The following is an 18,897-nucleotide window of genomic DNA, read 5'->3' on the forward strand; positions in this document are numbered from 1 at the left end:
GCTCACTCCCGTCCGAGTATCGCCGCGGCGCCGTCGACGCCTTCGCGGGTGCCGACGACGATCAGCGTGTCCCCGCCCGCCAGCCGGAAGTCCGGGGCGGGGGAGGGGATCGCCTCGGCGCGGCGCAGCACGGCCACGATGGAGGCACCGGTCTCGGTCCGCATCCGGGTGTCTCCGAGCACCCGCCCGTTCCAGCGCGACGTCGCGGCGACTTCGACGCGCTCCGCGATCAGCCCGAGATCCGTGGTGTACAGCAGACTCGGGCTGTGGTGGGAGGGCTTCAGCGCGTCGATCAGCGAGGCCGCCTCGCCACTCGTCAGTCGCAGCGACTGCGCGCAGGAGTCGGGGTCGTCGGCCTGGTACACGCTCACTGTGCGGGCGCCGTCACGGTGTGCCACCACCGACAGGTGGCGCTGTTCGCGGGTCACCAGGTCGTACTGGACCCCGATGCCCGGCAGTGGCGTCGCCCGAAGGCGTGGAGCGGACATGATCTCCCCTTGCTGGTCGGCACGGCTGGTGTTGCTGGTCGGCACGTTGGTACGCGCAAAACGGTCATGCTGCCATCTCCCCGTACGGTGGCGACATGGGTGCTGGCACGGATGGACAAGGCCGCTCGGCGGGCGCGAAGCTGACCGGGCCTGCGGCGTGGCCGCAGGCCGGGAAGGACGGGGTGCCCGCTGCGGGGCGCGCGACGGCCGGAAGGGGCGGGCAGAGCAACGTGTCGCTGTTCCGGCGGATCTTCCTGCTCAATGCCGCTGGTCTGACCGTGGCGACCGCGTCGCTGCTGGGCCCGGTCACCGTGTCGACGCCGATACTGCCGGGCGAGGCGCTGGTCGTGGTCGCGGGGCTGGCGGTGTTGCTCGTCGTCAACGCGATCGTACTGCGGATCGGACTGGCTCCGCTCGGACGGCTGGGCCGCGCCATGGTCACCGCGGACCTGCTGCACCCAGGGGCCCGGGCGCCCGTCACCGGCCCCGCGGAAGTCGCCGAGCTGATCACCACGTACAACACGATGCTCGACCGGCTCGAGACCGAGCGCGCCACCAGTTCGGCCCGCGCGCTGTCCGCGCAGGAGAGCGAACGACGGCGTATCTCCCAGGAGCTCCATGATGAGGTGGGCCAGACCCTGACCGCCGTACTCCTGCAGCTCAAGCGGGTCGCCGACCGGGTGCCCGGAGATCTGCGCGAAGAGGTGCGCCAGGCACAGGAGGCCACGCGTGGCAGCCTGGACGAGATCCGCCGCATCGCCCGCCGGCTGCGTCCGGGTGTCCTGGCGGAGCTCGGTCTGCACAGCGCGCTGCGTTCCCTGGCGGCCGAGTTCACCGGGCACGGGCTGTCCGTACGCCACCACCTCGACGGCGACCTGCCGCCGCTGACCGAGGAGACGGAACTCGTGGTCTACCGAGTGGCCCAGGAAGCGCTCACCAACACCGCACGGCATGCCGGCGCCGATCGCGCGGAGCTCCGGCTGCGGCGCGTCCCGGACGGCCTCGAGGGTGCCGGTGGCGTTGGAGGCGTCGAACTGCTCGTCCGCGACAACGGCAAGGGGCCCGGCCAGGTGCGGGAGGGGGCGGGGATCCGCGGCATGCGTGAACGGGCCCTGTTGATCGGCGCCGCGTTCTCGCTCGGGGCCGGGCCCGAGGCAGGAACGGACGTACGGCTGCGCATCACGACGACAACAGGCGGACCGCCGCGGCTCCACACCGGCGCCGATTTCGACGGGGACCGATGATGCCCCCGCCCGCCCGGCAACCCACGCGCGTCCTGCTCGCCGACGATCACACGCTCGTGCGCCGTGGGGTACGGCTCATCCTGGACGGCGAACCCGACCTGAGCGTCGTGGCCGAGGCGAGCGACGGCGCCGAAGCCGTCGCCCGGGCCCGGGACACGGACGTGGACCTCGCCGTCCTCGACATCGCCATGCCCCGTATGACCGGACTGCAGGCGGCCCGAGAACTCTCCCGCCGCCTGCCCGACCTGCGCATCCTCATCCTGACCATGTACGACAACGAGCAGTACTTCTTCGAGGCGCTCAAGGCCGGTGCCTGCGGTTACGTGCTGAAGTCGGTCGCCGACCGCGACCTGGTCGAGGCGTGCCGGGCGGCCATGCGCGACGAACCGTTCATCTGTCCCGGCGCCGAGACCGCGCTCGTACGCAGCTATCTCGACCGTGTCCGGCGCGGCGAGGGGCTGCCCGCGCGTGCCGTCACCGAGCGCGAGGAGGAGGTGCTCAAGCTGGTCGCCGAGGGCCATACGACGAAGGAAATCGGCGAACTCCTCTTCATCAGCGCCAAGACCGTGGAGAGCCACCGGGCGAACCTCCTGCAGAAACTCGGCATGCGCGACCGCCTGGAACTCACCCGGTACGCGATCCGCGCGGGGCTCATCGAGCCGTGAAGGTCAGTCGCCGGAGGTGTAGTGAGTGCCGTCGGCGGTGACTCCCGGAGTTCCGTGAAGACGTGACTCGCGGTCGAGGATCCCGAGTCCGTCGCCGTCGCGGGCGTACCTCGGGAACCGCCTACCCTTATGGCATGAGCAGCAGCGACCGGAGCCAGGCAGTGGACGTCAATCGAAGCTATGAGATCCGCACCTATGGGTGCCAAATGAACGTCCACGACTCCGAACGGCTCTCGGGGCTCCTCGAGGATGCCGGCTATGTTCGCGCGCCTGAAGGCTCGGACGGTGACGCGGACGTCGTCGTCTTCAACACCTGCGCGGTACGGGAGAACGCCGACAACCGGCTGTACGGCAACCTCGGCCGGCTCGCTCCGATGAAGACGAAGCGCCCCGGGATGCAGATCGCGGTCGGTGGCTGTCTCGCGCAGAAGGACCGCGACACCATCGTGAAGAGGGCGCCCTGGGTGGACGTCGTCTTCGGCACGCACAACATCGGCAAGCTGCCGGTTCTCCTGGAGCGCGCCCGCGTGCAGGAAGAGGCGCAGGTCGAGATCGCCGAGTCGCTCGAGGCGTTCCCCTCCACGCTGCCCACGCGCCGCGAGAGCGCGTACGCGGCCTGGGTCTCCGTCTCCGTCGGCTGCAACAACACCTGCACCTTCTGCATCGTCCCGGCGCTGCGCGGCAAGGAGAAGGACCGCAGGACGGGCGACATCCTGGCCGAGATCGAGGCGCTGGTCGGGGAGGGCGTCTCCGAGATCACGCTGCTCGGGCAGAACGTCAACGCGTACGGCAGCGACATCGGCGACCGCGAGGCGTTCAGCAAGCTGCTGCGGGCCTGCGGGCAGATCGACGGTCTGGAGCGGGTGCGCTTCACCTCGCCGCACCCGCGCGACTTCACGGACGACGTGATCGCGGCGATGGCCGAGACGCCGAACGTGATGCCGCAGCTGCACATGCCGCTGCAGTCCGGTTCGGACACCGTTCTGAAGGCGATGCGCCGCTCGTACCGCCAGGAGCGCTACCTGGGGATCATCGAGAAGGTGCGGGCCGCCATCCCGCACGCGGCGATCACCACCGACATCATCGTGGGCTTCCCGGGCGAGACCGAGGAGGACTTCGAGCAGACGATGCACGTCGTCCGTGAGGCGCGCTTCGCGCAGGCCTTCACCTTCCAGTACTCCAAGCGTCCCGGGACCCCCGCCGCCACCATGGAGAACCAGATCCCCAAGGAGATCGTCCAGGCGCGCTACGAGCGTCTGGTCGCCCTCCAGGAGGAGATCTCCTGGGACGAGAACAAGAAACAGGTCGGCCGCACCCTCGAGCTGATGGTCGCCGAGGGTGAGGGGCGCAAGGACGGCGCCACCCACCGCCTCTCGGGCCGCGCCCCCGACAACCGCCTGGTCCACTTCACCAAGCCCGAGCAGGAAGTACGCCCCGGCGACGTTGTCACCGTCGAGATCACGTACGCCGCCCCGCACCACCTCCTCGCCGAGGGCGCCGCCCTGAAGGTGACCCGTACGCCCGCGGGGGACGCCTGGGAGAAGCGGAACGCCGCCGAGGCGGTCAAGCCGGCCGGCGTCATGCTGGGGTTGCCGAAGATCGGCGCCCCGGAGCCGCTGCCGGTGGCCACGGGCAGCGGGTGCGGCTGCGACTGACGTCGGCACGCGGCGGGACGGAGTGCAGGCCATCGCTCGCGCGGGATGTGCGGATGATCGAGGAGTGATGCTCTCGCGGGATGTGCGGATCGAGGAGTGACGCTCGACCGCCGCGCGGGGTTACGCTGCCGATCATGCTTGTCGCTGCCGCAGTCTGCCCCTGTCCGCCGCTGCTCGTCCCTGAGGTCGCCGCCGGTGCGGCGCCCGAAATGGCCGCCGCGCGTGCCGCGTGCACGGACGCGCTGGGCGTGCTCGCCGCCTCGCGGCCCGACCTGCTGGTCGTGGTGGGACCCGCCGAACAGAGTGGGCGCGGGCCGCACCCGGAGGGCACGCGGGGCTCGTTCCGAGGGTTCGGCGTCGATCTCGATGTGCGCCTCGGGGGAGGCAAGGCACGTGCGGGGGCGGCGGAGCGTGAGCTTCCGCCCTCGCTCGCCGTTGCCGCCTGGCTGCTGGGGCGCACGGACTGGTCCGACGCCCCGGTCGAAGGTCTCGGCGTGGGGGAACCTCTCGCGGCCGAGCGGTGTATCCAAGTCGGAGGGGAGATTGTCGCGCAGGCCGAGCGGGTGGCCCTGCTGGTGATGGGCGACGCCAGCGCGTGCCGGACGCTCAAGGCGCCCGGCTATCTCGACGAGCGCGCGGCAGACTTCGACGCGGAGGTCGCGCGTGCGCTGGGCACGGCGGACGTGGCCGCCCTGAAGGCACTGGACGCCGAGCTGGCGTACGAGCTGAAGGCCTCCGGCCGCGCTCCCTGGCAGATCCTCGCTGGTGCGGCCGACGGCGCCGACCTGGGCGGCGCCCTGCTCTACGAGGACGCGCCCTACGGGGTGGGGTACGTGGTGGCGGCCTGGTCGTAGGGGCGCGCACCACGCAGGGGCAACAAGACGGGGCAGCGCGCGAACGCGGCGGACGGCCGCGAGCCCTTGGCTGCTCCGTAGCCGTCCGCCGATGTGTTGCGCTGCGCGCTGGTTCAGGAAGCCGGAGGGGGTGGAGGCGCGTCCGGCGGAGGCGTGGCGCCGCCGCTGTCCTTGTGCGCGAGTCGCTCCATGGCGCCCTTCGCCTTGCCCGTGCCCGTCTGGATCTTGTCGCTGTACTTGTGCTTGGTCTTCTCGTCGACCACCTTCGCGGCCTTGTCGAGACCGTGACTGACCTTGTCTCCGTGCTGTTGCGCGAGGTCCGAGACCTTGTCCTTGGCGGGTGCCAGTTTGGCTTTCAAATTGTCCAGGAGGCTCATGGTCCACCTTCCCTCGCGGGACAGTTACTTGCGGGCGCCCTCGCCGGCCTCGTTGTCGGCAGCCTTTTCTGCGGTCTGCTGCTGGGGGATCTCGACGTCTTCCGTGGTGGTCTCCGCGGTCCGTGCCGCCTCGGCCTCGCCCCCGCTCTCGGACGATCCCTTCGCCTCTTCCGCCACCTCAGCCTCCGCCCCGGCATCGGCCGTCTGCGTGTCGGCCTGCACCTCGGCGGTTGACGCCTCCTCCGTAGCCTTCGACCTCCGGAGAAGCCGTGCAAAAACGCCCATATCCACTCCATACGTTACTCGTGAGGGCGAAATCCCGCGTCGCCCGGTGCGTCCCATTGCGTCGCCCGGGTCACCGGTCCTCGAAAACCGGCGGCTGGAACCTCGCAACAGGGAACGACCCCGGACCCGTGGTGTCACGTAACTCGTTCGAGGAAGGGGTGTGAGGTTTGCGAGACTGGGACGGTGAGTAGCACACCCCCCGTCCCCCGGGTCATCGCCGTCGTCGGTCCTACCGCGGCAGGAAAGTCCGATCTGGGCGTTTTCCTTGCCCAACGTCTCGGAGGAGAGGTCGTCAACGCCGACTCCATGCAGTTGTACCGAGGGATGGACATCGGCACCGCCAAGCTGACGCCCGGGGAACGCGGCGGAATTCCGCACCACCTCCTGGACATCTGGGACGTGACCGTGACGGCCAGCGTCGCCGAGTACCAGCGGCTCGCCCGCGCCCGCATCGACGCGCTGCTCGCCGAGGGCCGCTGGCCCATCCTGGTGGGCGGCTCCGGGCTGTACGTCCGTGGGGCCGTCGACCATCTGGAATTCCCCGGCACCGACCCCGAGGTGCGCGCCCGCCTGGAGGAGGAGCTCACGCTGCGCGGCTCCGGCGCGCTGCACGCACGGCTGGCCATGGCCGACCCCGAGGCCGCCCACGCGATCCTGCCCAGCAACGGCCGCCGCATCGTCCGCGCCCTCGAGGTCATCGAGATCACCGGCAAGCCCTTCACCGCCAATCTCCCCGGTCATGACTCGGTGTACGACACCCTCCAGATCGGCGTCGATGTGACGCGCCCCGAGCTCGACGAGCGCATCGCGCGCCGGGTCGACCGGATGTGGGAGGGAGGGCTCGTGGACGAGGTGCGCGCGCTGGAGGCGCAGGGCTTGCGGGAGGGGCGCACGGCGTCGCGCGCGCTCGGGTACCAGCAGGTGCTGGCGGCGCTCGCCGGGGAGTGCACCGACGGCGAAGCGCGCGCCGAGACGGTGCGCGCCACCAAACGCTTCGCGCGCCGCCAGGACTCCTGGTTCCGGCGGGATCCCCGGGTGCACTGGCTGAGCGGCGCCGCGACGGATCTCACGGAACTGCCGGAGCTCGCAATGGCGTTGGTCGAACGACCGGTTACAGCCTGATCACGTCATGGCATCGGGACGCCCCGGCCGTCAACCAGGCCTCCGGTGCCGTGCCATCATCGAGCTTCGATCGACCAAGTGGAGTCCTAGTTGGGAGGGCGCGTGGCGATGGAGGCCGGCCCTCGCAACACCGCACAGGACGCGGAGCACGAGTCCGCGCAGGAGCAGCAGGAACCGCTGGAGACACCGGATCACGAAGAGGATCGGCTCGGCCCGGACGGGTATCGGCCGAGTCCTGACGGGGACAGGCTCAGTCCTGACGTGGACGGGTTGAGTTCCGACGGGGACAGTCTGAGTTCCGACGGTCCCGACGAGTCCCCTGGCGGCGTGACCGCCGACGGGCCGGGCCTCGACGAGATGTCCCCGGAGCCCGAGGTCGAGGTCGAGCTGCGCCCGCAGCGCCGGCTGCGCATCTGGCAACTCGCGCCCATCGTGGGCCTGGCCGCGATCGGCTCGCTGATGTTCGCGTTCCCGCTGGCCTTCGAGTTCGGTGACGGCGGCGCTGTGGTCGCCATGCTCGGCCTGCTGATCTGCTCGTGCGCCGCGGGCTGGGGCATGATGGCCGCCCGCCGGGTCGGCTACACCTGGCCGGGCCTTCCACCGCGCGGCTCCGGCCGCCGTCTGGACTGGCGTGTGGTGCTCGCGTACGTCGTGGTGGTCGCGGTGGTGGCGGTGCTCGCCGTGTGGCGCGTCGCCCGCCTGCGCTGAGGCCCCCGCCAGGGCCGGAGTGTCGGACCGGCACCGTACGATCGAGGAATGAGCACGCGAATCGCCTTCCTCAAGGGGCACGGGACCGAGAACGACTTCGTGATCGTCCCCGACCCGGAGAACGCCATCGACCTGCCCCCGGCCGCCGTGGCCGCCCTGTGCGACCGGCGCGCGGGCATCGGCGGGGACGGACTGCTGCACGTCGTGCGGTCCGCCGCGCACCCCGAGGCCAAGCAGATGGCGGCCGAGGCGGAGTGGTTCATGGACTACCGCAATGGCGACGGCTCGGTCGTGGAGATGTGCGGCAACGGAGTGCGTGTGTTCGCGCGCTACCTCCAGCGTGCCGGGCATGTGGCCGAAGGGGACATCGCGGTCGCCACACGCGGAGGCGTGAAGAGCGTGCACCTCGCCAAGGACGGGGACATCACCGTCGGCATGGGCAAGGCGCTCCTCCCCGAAGGGGACGTCACCGTGAGCGTCGCCGAGCGCAGCTGGCCCGCGCGCAACGTCAACATGGGCAACCCGCACGCCGTCGCCTTCGTGGACGACCTCGCGCACGCCGGCGATCTGTTCGCGCCGCCGCCGTTCACTCCGGCATCGGCGTACCCGGACGGGGTGAACGTCGAATTCGTGGTCGACCGAGGCCCGCACCACGTCGCCCTGCGCGTTCACGAACGCGGCGTCGGGGAGACCCGCTCGTGCGGCACGGGCGCGTGTGCCGTGGCCGTCGCCGCGGCCCGCCGTGACGGCGCCGACCCGGCCCTGACCGGAGCTCCGGCGACGTACACCGTGGATGTGCCCGGTGGACGTCTGGTGATCACCGAGCGCCCGGACGGCGAGATCGAGATGACCGGCCCCGCGGTGATCGTCGCCGAGGGCGAGATCGACGCGGAGTGGCTCGACGCCGCGCGACGGTGAGCGGAGGTCTCGGCGCGGGCGAGACCGGGGCCGAGACTGAGCACATGGCTCGACGCGATGCCCGCTCGGGCCCCCGGTGGCTCGGTTCGGTCACCCGCGACCATCCGCCTGGCCCAAGACCGTAAACCTCTGATCCTTCGCTCGAATGGGTGATCCGTTTCACGCTCGGCGAGAGGCGGTCAGTCGCGCGTGTTCGGCTCGGTAGCATCAAGCACCGGCCCGGACGGGGGATCGACACCAACCCCTGAGCCGTGTACGCCATGGGGCACCCCGTCCGCCGGTCTAGGCAGCCGGAGGTGCCCATGAGTGCGGAGGCGACGAACCCCGCGACGCCAGGCCCTGCAACGCCAGGCTCTGCAGCGCCCGGAGCGCACCGCAGGAAGGGCCGTCCCCGGATCGACCTGCGTCGCCTCGGACGGGCCGCGCTGCTCGGTCCGGCGGCCCGTGACCGGTTGCCCGACGCGATCGGTCATGTGGCCGAGGCGCACCGCGCCCACCATCCCGAAGCGGACCTGGAGCCGCTGCGCCGGGCCTATGTACTGGCGGAGTCCTCGCACCGCGGCCAGATGCGCAAGAGCGGCGAGCCGTACATCACACACCCTCTCGCCGTGACCCTGATCCTCGCCGAACTCGGCGCGGAGACCACGACGTTGACCGCTTCCCTGCTTCACGACACCGTCGAGGACACGGAAGTGACCCTCGATCAGGTGCGCGAGCAGTTCGGTGACGAGGTCTGTTACCTGGTCGACGGCGTCACCAAGCTGGAAAAGGTCGACTACGGCGCCGCGGCCGAGCCCGAGACGTTCCGCAAGATGCTCGTCGCCACCGGCAACGACGTCCGCGTGATGTCGATCAAACTCGCCGACCGGCTGCACAATATGCGGACCCTCGGCGTCATGCGTCCCGAGAAGCAGGCGCGCATCGCCAAGGTGACCAGGGACGTTCTGATTCCGCTCGCCGAACGGCTCGGTGTCCAGGCGCTCAAGACCGAGCTCGAGGACCTCGTCTTCGCCATCCTGCACCCCGAGGAGTACGAGCACACCAGGGAGCTGATCGTCGACAACGCGTCGCGCGACAGCGACCCGCTCGCGGAGATCGCCGAAGAGGTCCGTACGGTCCTGCGCGAGGCGGGACTGCAGGCCGAAGTCCTCATCCGGCCACGGCACTTCGTCTCCGTACACCGCGTGTCGCGCAAACGCGGCCCCATGCGCGGCTGCGACTTCGGACGGCTTCTGGTACTCGTGAACGAGGACGCGGACTGCTACGGAGTCCTCGGCGAACTGCACACCTGTCTCACGCCGGTCGTCTCGGAGTTCAAGGACTTCATCGCGGTCCCCAAGTTCAACCTCTACCAGTCGCTGCACACGGCCGTCGCCGGCGGTGACGGCGAGGTCGCCGAAGTCCTCATCCGCACCCACCAGATGCACAAGGTCGCCGAGGCCGGGGTCATCGCGCTCGGCAATCCCTACGCTCCTCCTTCGGAGGAGCAGACGGACGGCGACGAGCGCCCGGCCGACGGTGAGCGGGTGGACCCCACCCGCCCCGGCTGGCTCTCCCGGCTCCTCGACTGGCAGCAGGGCGCCTCGGATCCGGACACGTTCTGGTCCACGTTGCGCGAAGACCTCGCCCAGGACCGCGAGATCACCGTCTTTCGCGCCGACGGCGGCCCGTTGGGCCTTCCCGAGGGCGCCAGCTGTGTGGACGCCGCGTACGCGCAGTACGGCGAGGATGCGCACGCCTGCATGGGCGCCCGCGTCAACGGCCGCCTGGCGACGCTGAGTACGGTCCTGAAGGACGGCGACACCGTGCAGCTCCTGATGGGGCAGGACCCGGCCGCGGAGCCCTCCAGGGAGTGGCTGGAGCACGCGCACACGCCCGCCGCCAGGATCGCCATCCAGCGCTGGCTGGCCGCGCATCCCTCGCCCGGCGACGTGAAGCCCCCCGAGACCCCCGCTGCGGCCCCCAGGCCGTCCGCCGACGCGCCCGCCGCCCGCCCAGCCGCCGCGAACGCCGTCGTCGAGCAGCCCGGCGCCTCCGTACGCCTCGCCGGCTGCTGTACGCCCGTACCGCCCGACGAGGTGACGGGCTTCGCCGTGCGCGGGGGAGTGGTGACCGTCCACCGCGTCGAGTGCGCCGGAGTGGCGCGCATGAAGAGCGCGGGGCGCGCGGAGGTCGGCGTGCGCTGGGGCGACACCACCGAGTGCCGGGTCACGCTGGTCGCCGAGTCCTTCGGGCGCCCGCATCTGCTCGCCGACCTCACCGAAGCCATCGCCATGGAGGGCGTCGCGATCGTCTCGGCGACCGTCGAACCCCCCACTCAGCAGCGCGTACGCCACACGTACACGCTCCAACTCCCGGACGCGGCCCACCTTCCCGGGCTGATGCGGGCGATGCGGAACGTGCCGGGCGTGTACGACGTGAGCCGGGCGCAGCATTCGGCGGCAGCCGCGCAGTAGGGCTCAGGGCACGACCCGTTCGAGTGGGCTCGGCGCGAGTCGTCGGCGGATCGCGGGTGCGCGCTGGTAGCGATGGTCCATGCCGCTCACGCCCCGCCCCAGGATCCCCCGTCTCCCGTCCCGCCGCATCAAGTCCGCGCTGCTCGCCTCGGCCGTGTCCGTCTGTCTCGTCGCCGCGAGTGCCCCGTCCCCGGCCACGCCACTCGGCGTCGGCGACCGCCTCTTCCCGTACCTGGGCAATCCCGGGTACGACGTCGCGTCGTACGACCTGTCCTTCACCTACGCCGGCGCCAACAACAAGCCGCTCGCGGCCGTCACCACGATCGACGCCGTGACGTCCGAGCGGCTCAAGCGCATCAATCTCGACTACGCGCACGGAACCGTGGAATCGGTCGAGGTCAACGGGGCGTCGGCGTCGTTCGCGAGTGCCGAAGAAGATCTCGTGGTGACGCCCGCGGAGCCGGTGCCCGCCGGCAGCTCGATGCGGATCACCGTGCGGCACACGAGCAATCCGGTCGCCGCCGAGAACCAGGACGGCGGCTGGGTGCAGACCAAGGACGGGCTGGCCATGGCCAACCAGGCCGACGCCGGGCACCTGGTCTTCCCGTGCAACGACCACCCGTCCGACAAGGCGATGTTCACCATCCGTGTCACCACGCCCGACGGCTACACGGCCGTGGCCAACGGCCTGTCGAGCGGCGTGGACCGTGCCCGTCGGTCCACGACCTGGACGTACCGCACCGCGCACCCCATGGCAACCGAACTGGCCCAGGTGTCGATCGGCCGTTCCACCGTGCTGCACCGCTCCGGGCCGCACGGCCTGCCGGTACGCGATGTCGTGCCCACCAAGGACCGCGAACGGCTCGAACCGTGGCTCAAGAAGACGCCCGACCAGATCGCCTGGATGGAGAGCAAGGTCGGCCGGTACCCCTTCGAGACGTACGGGCTGCTGATCGCCGAGGCACGGACCGGCTTCGAACTGGAGACACAGACGCTCTCTCTCTTCGAGAGAGAGCTCTTCAAGGAGTCCGCGTACCCGAAGTCGTACGTCGAGTCGATCATGGTGCATGAGCTGTCGCACCAGTGGTTCGGCGACAGCGTCAGCCCGCGCACCTGGTCCGACCTGTGGCTCAACGAGGGGCACGCCACCTGGTACGAGGCGCTGTACGCCGAGGAGAAGGCGGACAAGCCCATGGCGACCCGTATGAAGGCGGCCTACCGCGCGTCCGACAGCTGGCGGGCCGCAGGGGGGCCGCCAGCGGCGCCGAAGGGGCCCAAGCCCGGCCAGAAGATCAGCATCTTCCGGCCGAACGTCTATGACGGGGCCGCGCTGGCCCTGTACGCGCTGCGCCAGGAGATCGGACACTCCGCCTTCGAGCGCCTGGAGCGGATCTGGGTGAGCCTCCACCACGACGGCGTCGCGTCGACGGAGGACTTCATGAACCTCGCTTCCAGCGTCGCGAACCGCGACCTGGACGGGTTCTTCCAGGCCTGGCTGTACGACGAGAAGACGCCGCCGATGCCCGGTCACCCGGACTGGAAGAGCGACGCCCCGCAGGCGCGCAAGGGCGCCCGATAACTCGCGTGACGAGACGGGCCGTGCCGTGCGACCATCTTCCAGTCGGCGGCGCGGCCCCACCGAGGGTTGGCCCCGCGGAAACCGGGAATCTCCCGGTGGCCTCGGACGTTGTTCACTGTGGCGGGCGGTGTCCGTCGCCGCACCGCTATCCCCATCGACGTAAGGATCCAATGACCTCCTCTTCTTCCCCTTCCCAGGACGCGCAGAGCCTCGCGCAGAACTACCCCGAAGGTCTTCGGGCCGATGCCCTGATGGAAGAGGACGTCGCCTGGAGCCACGAGATCGACGAAGAGCGGGACGGCGACCAGTTCGACCGCTCCGAGCGTGCGGCCCTGCGCCGTGTCGCCGGCCTCTCCACCGAGCTCGAGGACGTCACCGAGGTCGAGTACCGACAGCTCCGTCTGGAGCGCGTGGTGCTCGTCGGTGTGTGGACCACGGGGACCATTCAGGACGCGGACAACTCGCTCGCCGAGCTGGCGGCCCTCGCGGAGACCGCGGGCGCGCTCGTGCTCGACGGCGTCGTCCAGCGCCGTGACAAGCCCGACGCGGCCACCTACATCGGCTCCGGCAAGGCCAATGAGCTGCGGGACATCGTCCTGGAGACCGGCGCCGACACCGTGATCTGCGACGGTGAGCTGAGCCCTGGCCAGCTGATCCACCTCGAAGACGTCGTCAAGGTCAAGGTCATCGACCGTACGGCCCTGATCCTGGACATCTTCGCCCAGCACGCCAAGTCCCGAGAGGGCAAGGCGCAGGTCGCGCTCGCGCAGATGCAGTACATGCTGCCGAGGCTGCGCGGCTGGGGCCAGTCGCTGTCCCGTCAGATGGGCGGCGGCAAGGGCGGCGGCCTCGCCACCCGTGGTCCCGGTGAGACCAAGATCGAGACGGACCGGCGTCGTATCCGCGAGAAGATGGCGAAGATGCGCCGCGAGATCGTGGACATGAAGACCGGCCGCGAGATCAAGCGCCAGGAGCGCCGCCGCAACAAGGTGCCCTCGGTCGCCATCGCCGGCTACACCAACGCCGGTAAGTCGTCCCTGCTCAACCGCCTCACGGGCGCGGGCGTGCTGGTCGAGAACTCGCTGTTCGCGACCCTCGACCCGACCGTGCGCCGGGCCGAGACCCCGAGCGGTCGGCTGTACACACTGGTCGACACGGTCGGGTTCGTACGCCACCTGCCGCACCACCTCGTCGAGGCGTTCCGCTCCACCATGGAGGAGGTCGGCGACTCCGACCTGATCCTGCACGTGGTGGACGGCTCGCACCCGGCGCCGGAGGAGCAGCTGGCCGCCGTGCGCGAGGTCATCCGCGACGTGGGCGCGACCAAGGTGCCCGAGATCGTGGTGATCAACAAGGCGGACGCGGCCGACCCGCTGGTACTCCAGCGGCTGATGCGGATCGAGAAGCGCTCCATCGCGGTCTCGGCCCGCACGGGCCTGAACATCGACGAGCTGCTCGCGCTCATCGACAACGAGCTGCCGCGCCCCTCGGTCGAGGTCGAGGCACTCGTGCCGTACACACACGGCAGGCTGGTGGCGCGCGCCCACTCCGAGGGCGAGGTGATCTCCGAGGAGCACACCCCGGAGGGCACGCTGCTCAAGGTGCGGGTGCACGAGGAGCTGGCGGCGGATCTCGCGCCGTACGTTCCTGCACCGGCGCTCTAGTCCGACGTACGAAGGCCCGCCCCCCTCTCACAGGGTGGCGGGCCTTCGTCATGGGTGAGCGCGGTGCCTACCGCCGCCGTTGTGCGGCCCCGGTCACGCCCGTCGCGTCACCGGCCCGCGAACTTCTCGCTCACCGAGTCGTACACGCCCTCAGCCACATCGCCGAGGTGCGGACCCGCCAGCCAGCCCGCACTGACCGGTCCGATGGAGGTGTTGGACACCAGTGCGGGCCGGCCGTCCGACCCGGTCGCCACCCAGCCGCCGCCGGACGAACCACCCGTCATGGTGCACCCGATGCGGTACATCGTCGGATCCGCCTCGGCGATCGAGAGCCGGCCCGGCGCGTCCGTGCACTGGTACAGAGTCTCACCGTCGAACGGCGCCGCCGCCGGATAGCCGGTCGCCGTGATGCTCGCCACTTCCTGCACCGCCGGAGCGTTGAAGTCCACCGGGAGCGCCGAACCGACCGTCTCCTCCAGGGACTTGCCGTTGCTGCCCTTCTCCGGCGTCACATGCAGGACCGCGAAGTCGTACGACGCGCCCTCGCCGCCCGTGGAACCACCCTGCTCGATCCACTGGTCCGAGGTCTGCGCCCAGTCGCTCCACCAGACGCCGTACGGAGCGACCTCCTCCCTGGTGGCGTTCGTCAGTTGGGCGGCCGTCCTGGCGTCGTTGTTGTACGAAGGCACGAAGGCGATGTTGCGATACCAGCCGCCCTTCTTGCCCGCGTGCACGCAGTGCCCCGCGGTCCACACGAGGTTCGACTTGCCCGGGTGTGCCGGGTCCTCGACCACGGTCGCCGAGCAGACCATCGTGCCCTCCGGGGAGTCGAAGAGCACCTTGCCCGCCTCGGGCGCGTTGTCGTGGTACGTGGCGTTCACGGCCTTCGCCGTCACGGGGGCCGGGGTCGGGTCGGTGACGCCCTGGTCACCGGAGAGGTCGTTCTCGTCGACGCCCTTGTTCTTGTCCGGGTCGTCGGCGTCGCGCATCCGGTCCGGGTCCCACAGCCCCTTGATGATGGGGTTGATGAAGTCGTTGGCCTCGCGCAGCCAGTCGTCCTTGCTCCAGTCCTTCCAGGCGCCGTTCTTCCAGTTGTCGATGTCGATGCCGTGCTCTTTGAGCTTGTCCTTGATGTCGTCGGGGATCTTGATCTTGTCGTCGCCGTTCTGGGACGCCGACGCACTGGACCCGTCGCTCGCCGTGGTGTCGCCCGAGTCGCAGGCGGTGGCGGTCAGCGCCAGCACCACGGTGAGGCCGACGGCGGCCAGCACGGGGGAGGTTCCGCGGCGCGCGCTCCTCCCTCGACGAGCGGCGAAGGGCGGGCGTATGGATCGCATGGTGTGAACTCCCCCTGGTATTAAGAGAACTCTGCGCTGCTCGAGCGGTTGCGTACGAGCTGCTGCGTGCTTGTACGTGTTCGTACCCGCAGCTCGTACGGATGTGCCGAACCGGACCCCCTTGGTACGGGACCGCGGGTGCCGATCGGCCGGTGATCACTCGGTATCGCCGAACGGCACCAAAGACTATGCGGTCGCTGTGGGGGACACCTGACGGAACGGCAACGGTTCCGCTACGGGCTGTCTGATCTGGCAATCTTCACAGCGATCGCCGGTTTGACGTTCTCTCGCGTCTGATCCTGTCGTTGGCTGTCGTCCCCCCTTGACGTCAACTGCCCATGTCAGCCACCTGTGTTGACGTCAGCCCTTGAGTGCCCGGTTGACGAACTCGCCCGGCGCAAGAACCAAGGCATCGATCGCGAGCAGCCGTTCGCCGAGGCCGACCTGGTCAGCCTGCACGTCCTGCCGCTGCCGGACACCCACCGCCTCGTGGACACCCACGCTCCGGCCCTGATGCGGACACCGGCGCCCCCGCCCAACGCGGACGGTCGTTGAGGGGTTCTGGCACCGCATCCAAGGGGCCTGCGGTGCCAGCGGTCCTAGTGCCGCGGCACTACCGTAAAAGGGAAAGGACGGACAGATGGAGCTGTTGAAGTCAAAGAGAGGCAGTTCGCCGTCGGGTGCTCCAGTGTCCGGTCAGGCGTGGCTGATGCTGGCCCTGGCCACCGTCGGTTTTGCCGTGAACTTCTGGGCGTGGGCGCTGCTCAGCCCGCTCGGCCCCCGGCTCAAGGACAGCCTCGACCTGTCGTCGTTCGAGCAGTCGCTGCTGGTGGCGGTGCCGGTCGTGGTCGGCTCCCTGGGCCGTATCCCCGTCGGCGCGCTGACCGACCGGTACGGCGGTCGCGTCATGTTCCCGATCGTGTCCGCGGTCACCATCGTGCCGGTGCTCTATCTCGGCCTGGCCGGGCATTCCTCCCTCGCCGCGCTGCTGATCGGCGGATTCTTCCTCGGCATCGGCGGCACCACCTTCGCCGCCGGCGTGCCCCTCGTCAACGCCTGGTTCCCGCCCGAACGGCGCGGCCTGGCCATCGGCATCTTCGGCGCCGGTATGGGCGGCACCGCCATCAGCGCCCTGACCACCGTGAAGCTGGCCGACGCACACGGCATGGCGACACCGTTCCTGATCACCGCCGTGGTCCTGGCCCTGTACGCCGTCGTCGCCGCGCTGCTGCTGCGCGACGCACCCGGCCGCACCGTACCGACCGAACCCCTGGCCCGCAGGCTGGCCGCCACCGCCCGGCTGGGCGTCACCTGGCAGGCGTCCGCGCTGTACGCGGTGGCCTTCGGCGGCTACGTCGCCTTCTCCGTCTACTTGCCCACCTACCTCAAGACCGGCTACGGCCTGACCCAGGCGGACGCCGCGAACCGCATGGCGGGGTTCGTGCTGCTGGCGGTGGCGATGCGCCCGATGGGTGGCTGGCTGTCCGACCGGCTGGGCCCGATCCGGGTGCTGGCCGGCTCGCTGGCCGTGGTCGTGGCAGGGGCGGTCGTGCAGTCGTTCACCCCGGCGCTGGCGCCGGTGGGGACCATCGCCTTCCTGGCCATGGCGGCCGCGCTCGGGGCGGGCAGCGGGGCGACCTTCGCCCTGGTGGCGCTGCTGACCCCGGCCGGCCAGGTCGGCTCGGTCACCGGAGTGGTCGGCGCCGCGGGCGGCCTGGGCGGCTTCCTGCCGCCGCTGGTGATGGGCTCGCTGTACGGCGCGTACGGTTCCTACGCAGTCGGCCTCGTGCTGCTCGCGATCGTGGCCGCCGCGGCACTGGTCTACACCCTCACCGGTATCCGTGCCGCTGTGGAAACCGCCCAGCGGAAGCAGCGCACCGGAATTCGGGGCGAGCACCACACCGCCGGCCGCTACGCGTAACGGGCCGGCCGCCTGACCGGGCCGCGTCCCTGACCCCTCCTGGGGCACTCGGCCGTAGGCATGGCGGCTCGGAGCCCGGGTAGCTGCCGCTTGCACGCAGGTGCTCTTCGAACGAGCCACGTGTTGCTCCTGTGGTGTGGCTGATGCCCCTCGCCCGGGGGGACAGCGCCCGTAGAGTCGTTTTCGGCCGAAACCGACATGATTCGAACGGGCCCGCACGCCCGGGGCGGAGTGGCGCGGTGAGCACGGAGACCAGCCGGAAACAGGCGCGGACGGGCCTGGACGGCGATCTGGCGGAGGCGCTGGTACGCAGCCGCCGGTTCTTCACCCGGGCCGAGGTCTCCAAGGACCTCCGCTCACTGCACAGAACGGGCGGCCGGCAGGCGGACGAGTTCTACCGTGACCGCTGGTCGCACGACAAGGTGGTGCGCTCCACCCACGGGGTGAACTGCACCGGCTCGTGTTCGTGGAAGGTGTACGTCAAGGACGGCATCATCACCTGGGAGGCCCAGCAGACCGACTACCCCTCGGTCGGCCCGGACCGCCCCGAGTACGAGCCGCGCGGTTGTCCGCGCGGCGCGGCCGAGGCCCGCTACCGCGGCCAGAAGGTCGTCGCGGTCTCCCCGGACTACGCGGACAACGTGAAGTTCGCCGACGAGTGGCTGCCCGCCCAGCCCGGCACCGACGGCGCCCTGGCGATGGCCATGGGGCATGTGGTCCTCAAGGAGTTCTTCGTCGACCGGGAGACGGAGTACTTCACGTCGTACGTGAAGCGGTACACCGACCTGCCGTTCCTGGTCACTCTCGACGAGGCCGAGGCCGAGGCCGAACCGGGCACCTACGTGCCGGGGAAATTCCTGACCGCCGCCGACCTCGGTGCCGGGGCCGCCGAGGCCGAGAACGCGGAGTTCCGTACCGTGCTGCTGGACGCGGCCACCGGAGAGCCGGTGGTGCCGAACGGCACGCTCGGCGACCGCTACGGCGAGTCCGGGGCCGGAAAATGGAACCTCGACCTCGGCGACACCGAGCCCCTGCTGTCCGCCGACGGCGGAGGCGAGGCACCGGTCACGGTCGACCTGCCGCGCTTCGACGCTCCGGTCGGCAGCGCCTACCACATCGTCGCGGTCGCCCTCGGTATCGTCGCCGGCGTCGCCACTGTCGGCGGGCTGGCCATCCTGATCCACCGGCGGCGCACCGTCGGCCCGGTCTTCTCCGCCACCACCCGCAACGACAAGGCCATGTACGTCTCCCTCACCGTGACCATCGCGCTGGGTCTGTCCGCCACCGTGGCCGCGAACGTCGTCGGCGGCGGCTACGACTACCGCGAAACCATCTCCCCCTGGTTCCGCTCCATCTTCTACCTCCAGCCCGATCCGGACCTGATGACCGGCGCCCCGGTGCTGTTCCAACTCCACGCCCTCAGTGCCCTGCTGCTCTTCGCGGCCTGGTCCTTCACCCGGCTCGTCCACATGCTCACCGCACCGCTGGGCTACCTGACCCGTCCCTACATCGTCTACCGCAGCCGCGACACCGGCCTCGGTGCCTGCGCCCCGCGCCGGGGCTGGGAGCGCTCCGGGTCGTGAGGGGCATCCGGGGACGGGCCGTCACCGCAGCGGTTCCGTCA

General features: G+C 70.4%; 17 protein-coding genes. 13 read left to right on the forward strand and 4 right to left on the reverse strand.

What is annotated here, in order from left to right; all coding sequences use genetic code 11:
- Positions 1-2: 2 nt before the first annotated feature.
- Positions 3-488 carry a cation:proton antiporter regulatory subunit gene (locus tag ACX28W_RS22465; protein ID WP_459000877.1) on the reverse strand — a complete coding sequence of 162 codons (486 nt, stop codon included), beginning with the start codon at positions 486-488 and terminating at the stop codon, positions 3-5.
- Positions 489-583: 95 nt separating this feature from the next.
- Here ACX28W_RS22465 and ACX28W_RS22470 point away from each other — a divergent pair, with 95 nt between their 5' ends.
- From ACX28W_RS22470 to ACX28W_RS22485, 4 genes are all read left to right on the forward strand, one after another.
- Complete coding sequence (locus tag ACX28W_RS22470; RefSeq protein WP_459000879.1) at positions 584-1,732, forward strand: HAMP domain-containing sensor histidine kinase; 1,149 nt, start codon at positions 584-586, stop codon at positions 1,730-1,732.
- A complete protein-coding gene (locus ACX28W_RS22475) occupies positions 1,729-2,397 on the forward strand; it encodes a response regulator (protein ID WP_459000881.1) in 669 nt (222 codons plus the stop codon). The genes ACX28W_RS22470 and ACX28W_RS22475 overlap by 4 nt, the downstream gene beginning before the upstream one ends.
- Before the next feature lie 134 nt (positions 2,398-2,531).
- Positions 2,532-4,052, forward strand: a complete 1,521-nt coding sequence (miaB, locus tag ACX28W_RS22480) for a tRNA (N6-isopentenyl adenosine(37)-C2)-methylthiotransferase MiaB (protein WP_459000882.1) — start codon at positions 2,532-2,534, stop codon at positions 4,050-4,052.
- 134 nt (positions 4,053-4,186) lie between these two features.
- Positions 4,187-4,906 (forward strand): class III extradiol dioxygenase subunit B-like domain-containing protein, encoded by a 720-nt coding sequence (locus ACX28W_RS22485; RefSeq protein WP_459000883.1) that lies wholly within the window; start codon positions 4,187-4,189, stop codon positions 4,904-4,906.
- 113 nt (positions 4,907-5,019) lie between these two features.
- Here the strand turns inward: ACX28W_RS22485 and ACX28W_RS22490 are convergent, their stop codons facing one another.
- Positions 5,020-5,283 carry an antitoxin gene (locus ACX28W_RS22490; protein WP_459000885.1) on the reverse strand — a complete coding sequence of 88 codons (264 nt, stop codon included), beginning with the start codon at positions 5,281-5,283 and terminating at the stop codon, positions 5,020-5,022.
- Positions 5,284-5,307: 24 nt separating this feature from the next.
- A complete protein-coding gene (locus tag ACX28W_RS22495) occupies positions 5,308-5,568 on the reverse strand; it encodes a hypothetical protein (protein ID WP_459000886.1) in 261 nt (86 codons plus the stop codon).
- A 183-nt stretch (positions 5,569-5,751) separates the two neighbouring features.
- Here ACX28W_RS22495 and miaA point away from each other — a divergent pair, with 183 nt between their 5' ends.
- The 6 genes from miaA (at position 5,752) to hflX (ending at position 14,015) form a co-directional block, all read left to right on the forward strand.
- Complete coding sequence (gene miaA / locus ACX28W_RS22500; RefSeq protein ID WP_459000888.1) at positions 5,752-6,690, forward strand: tRNA (adenosine(37)-N6)-dimethylallyltransferase MiaA; 939 nt, start codon at positions 5,752-5,754, stop codon at positions 6,688-6,690.
- 108 nt (positions 6,691-6,798) lie between these two features.
- Positions 6,799-7,398: a hypothetical protein gene (locus ACX28W_RS22505; protein ID WP_459001002.1), complete on the forward strand. Its 600-nt coding sequence runs from the start codon at positions 6,799-6,801 to the stop codon at positions 7,396-7,398.
- 48 nt (positions 7,399-7,446) lie between these two features.
- A complete protein-coding gene (dapF, locus tag ACX28W_RS22510) occupies positions 7,447-8,316 on the forward strand; it encodes a diaminopimelate epimerase (protein WP_459000889.1) in 870 nt (289 codons plus the stop codon).
- A gap of 302 nt (positions 8,317-8,618) precedes the next feature.
- Positions 8,619-10,772 (forward strand): RelA/SpoT family protein, encoded by a 2,154-nt coding sequence (locus tag ACX28W_RS22515; RefSeq protein ID WP_459000891.1) that lies wholly within the window; start codon positions 8,619-8,621, stop codon positions 10,770-10,772.
- 79 nt (positions 10,773-10,851) lie between these two features.
- Entirely contained in the window at positions 10,852-12,351 is a 1,500-nt protein-coding gene (locus tag ACX28W_RS22520; protein WP_459000893.1) for a M1 family metallopeptidase, read from the forward strand.
- A gap of 170 nt (positions 12,352-12,521) precedes the next feature.
- Positions 12,522-14,015: a GTPase HflX gene (gene hflX, locus ACX28W_RS22525; RefSeq protein ID WP_459000894.1), complete on the forward strand. Its 1,494-nt coding sequence runs from the start codon at positions 12,522-12,524 to the stop codon at positions 14,013-14,015.
- Between the two features lie 107 nt (positions 14,016-14,122).
- Here hflX and ACX28W_RS22530 read toward each other — a convergent pair whose 3' ends face one another.
- A complete protein-coding gene (locus tag ACX28W_RS22530) occupies positions 14,123-15,352 on the reverse strand; it encodes a trypsin-like serine peptidase (protein ID WP_459000896.1) in 1,230 nt (409 codons plus the stop codon).
- 354 nt (positions 15,353-15,706) lie between these two features.
- Between ACX28W_RS22530 and ACX28W_RS22535 the strand changes: the two genes are divergently transcribed.
- The 3 genes from ACX28W_RS22535 to ACX28W_RS22545 all read left to right on the forward strand — a co-directional run bounded on the left by ACX28W_RS22535 (position 15,707) and on the right by ACX28W_RS22545 (position 18,856).
- Positions 15,707-15,907, forward strand: a complete 201-nt coding sequence (locus ACX28W_RS22535; protein WP_459000898.1) for a hypothetical protein — start codon at positions 15,707-15,709, stop codon at positions 15,905-15,907.
- Positions 15,908-16,061: 154 nt separating this feature from the next.
- Positions 16,062-17,273, forward strand: a complete 1,212-nt coding sequence (locus ACX28W_RS22540; RefSeq protein WP_459001004.1) for an MFS transporter — start codon at positions 16,062-16,064, stop codon at positions 17,271-17,273.
- Between the two features lie 278 nt (positions 17,274-17,551).
- The gene (locus ACX28W_RS22545) at positions 17,552-18,856 is read left to right on the forward strand and encodes a respiratory nitrate reductase subunit gamma (RefSeq protein WP_459001006.1); all 1,305 of its coding nucleotides are present in this window, start codon (positions 17,552-17,554) and stop codon (positions 18,854-18,856) included.
- Positions 18,857-18,897: the final 41 nt, after the last annotated feature.

The sequence above is a fragment of the Streptomyces sp. SD15 genome (genome assembly GCF_054462255.1).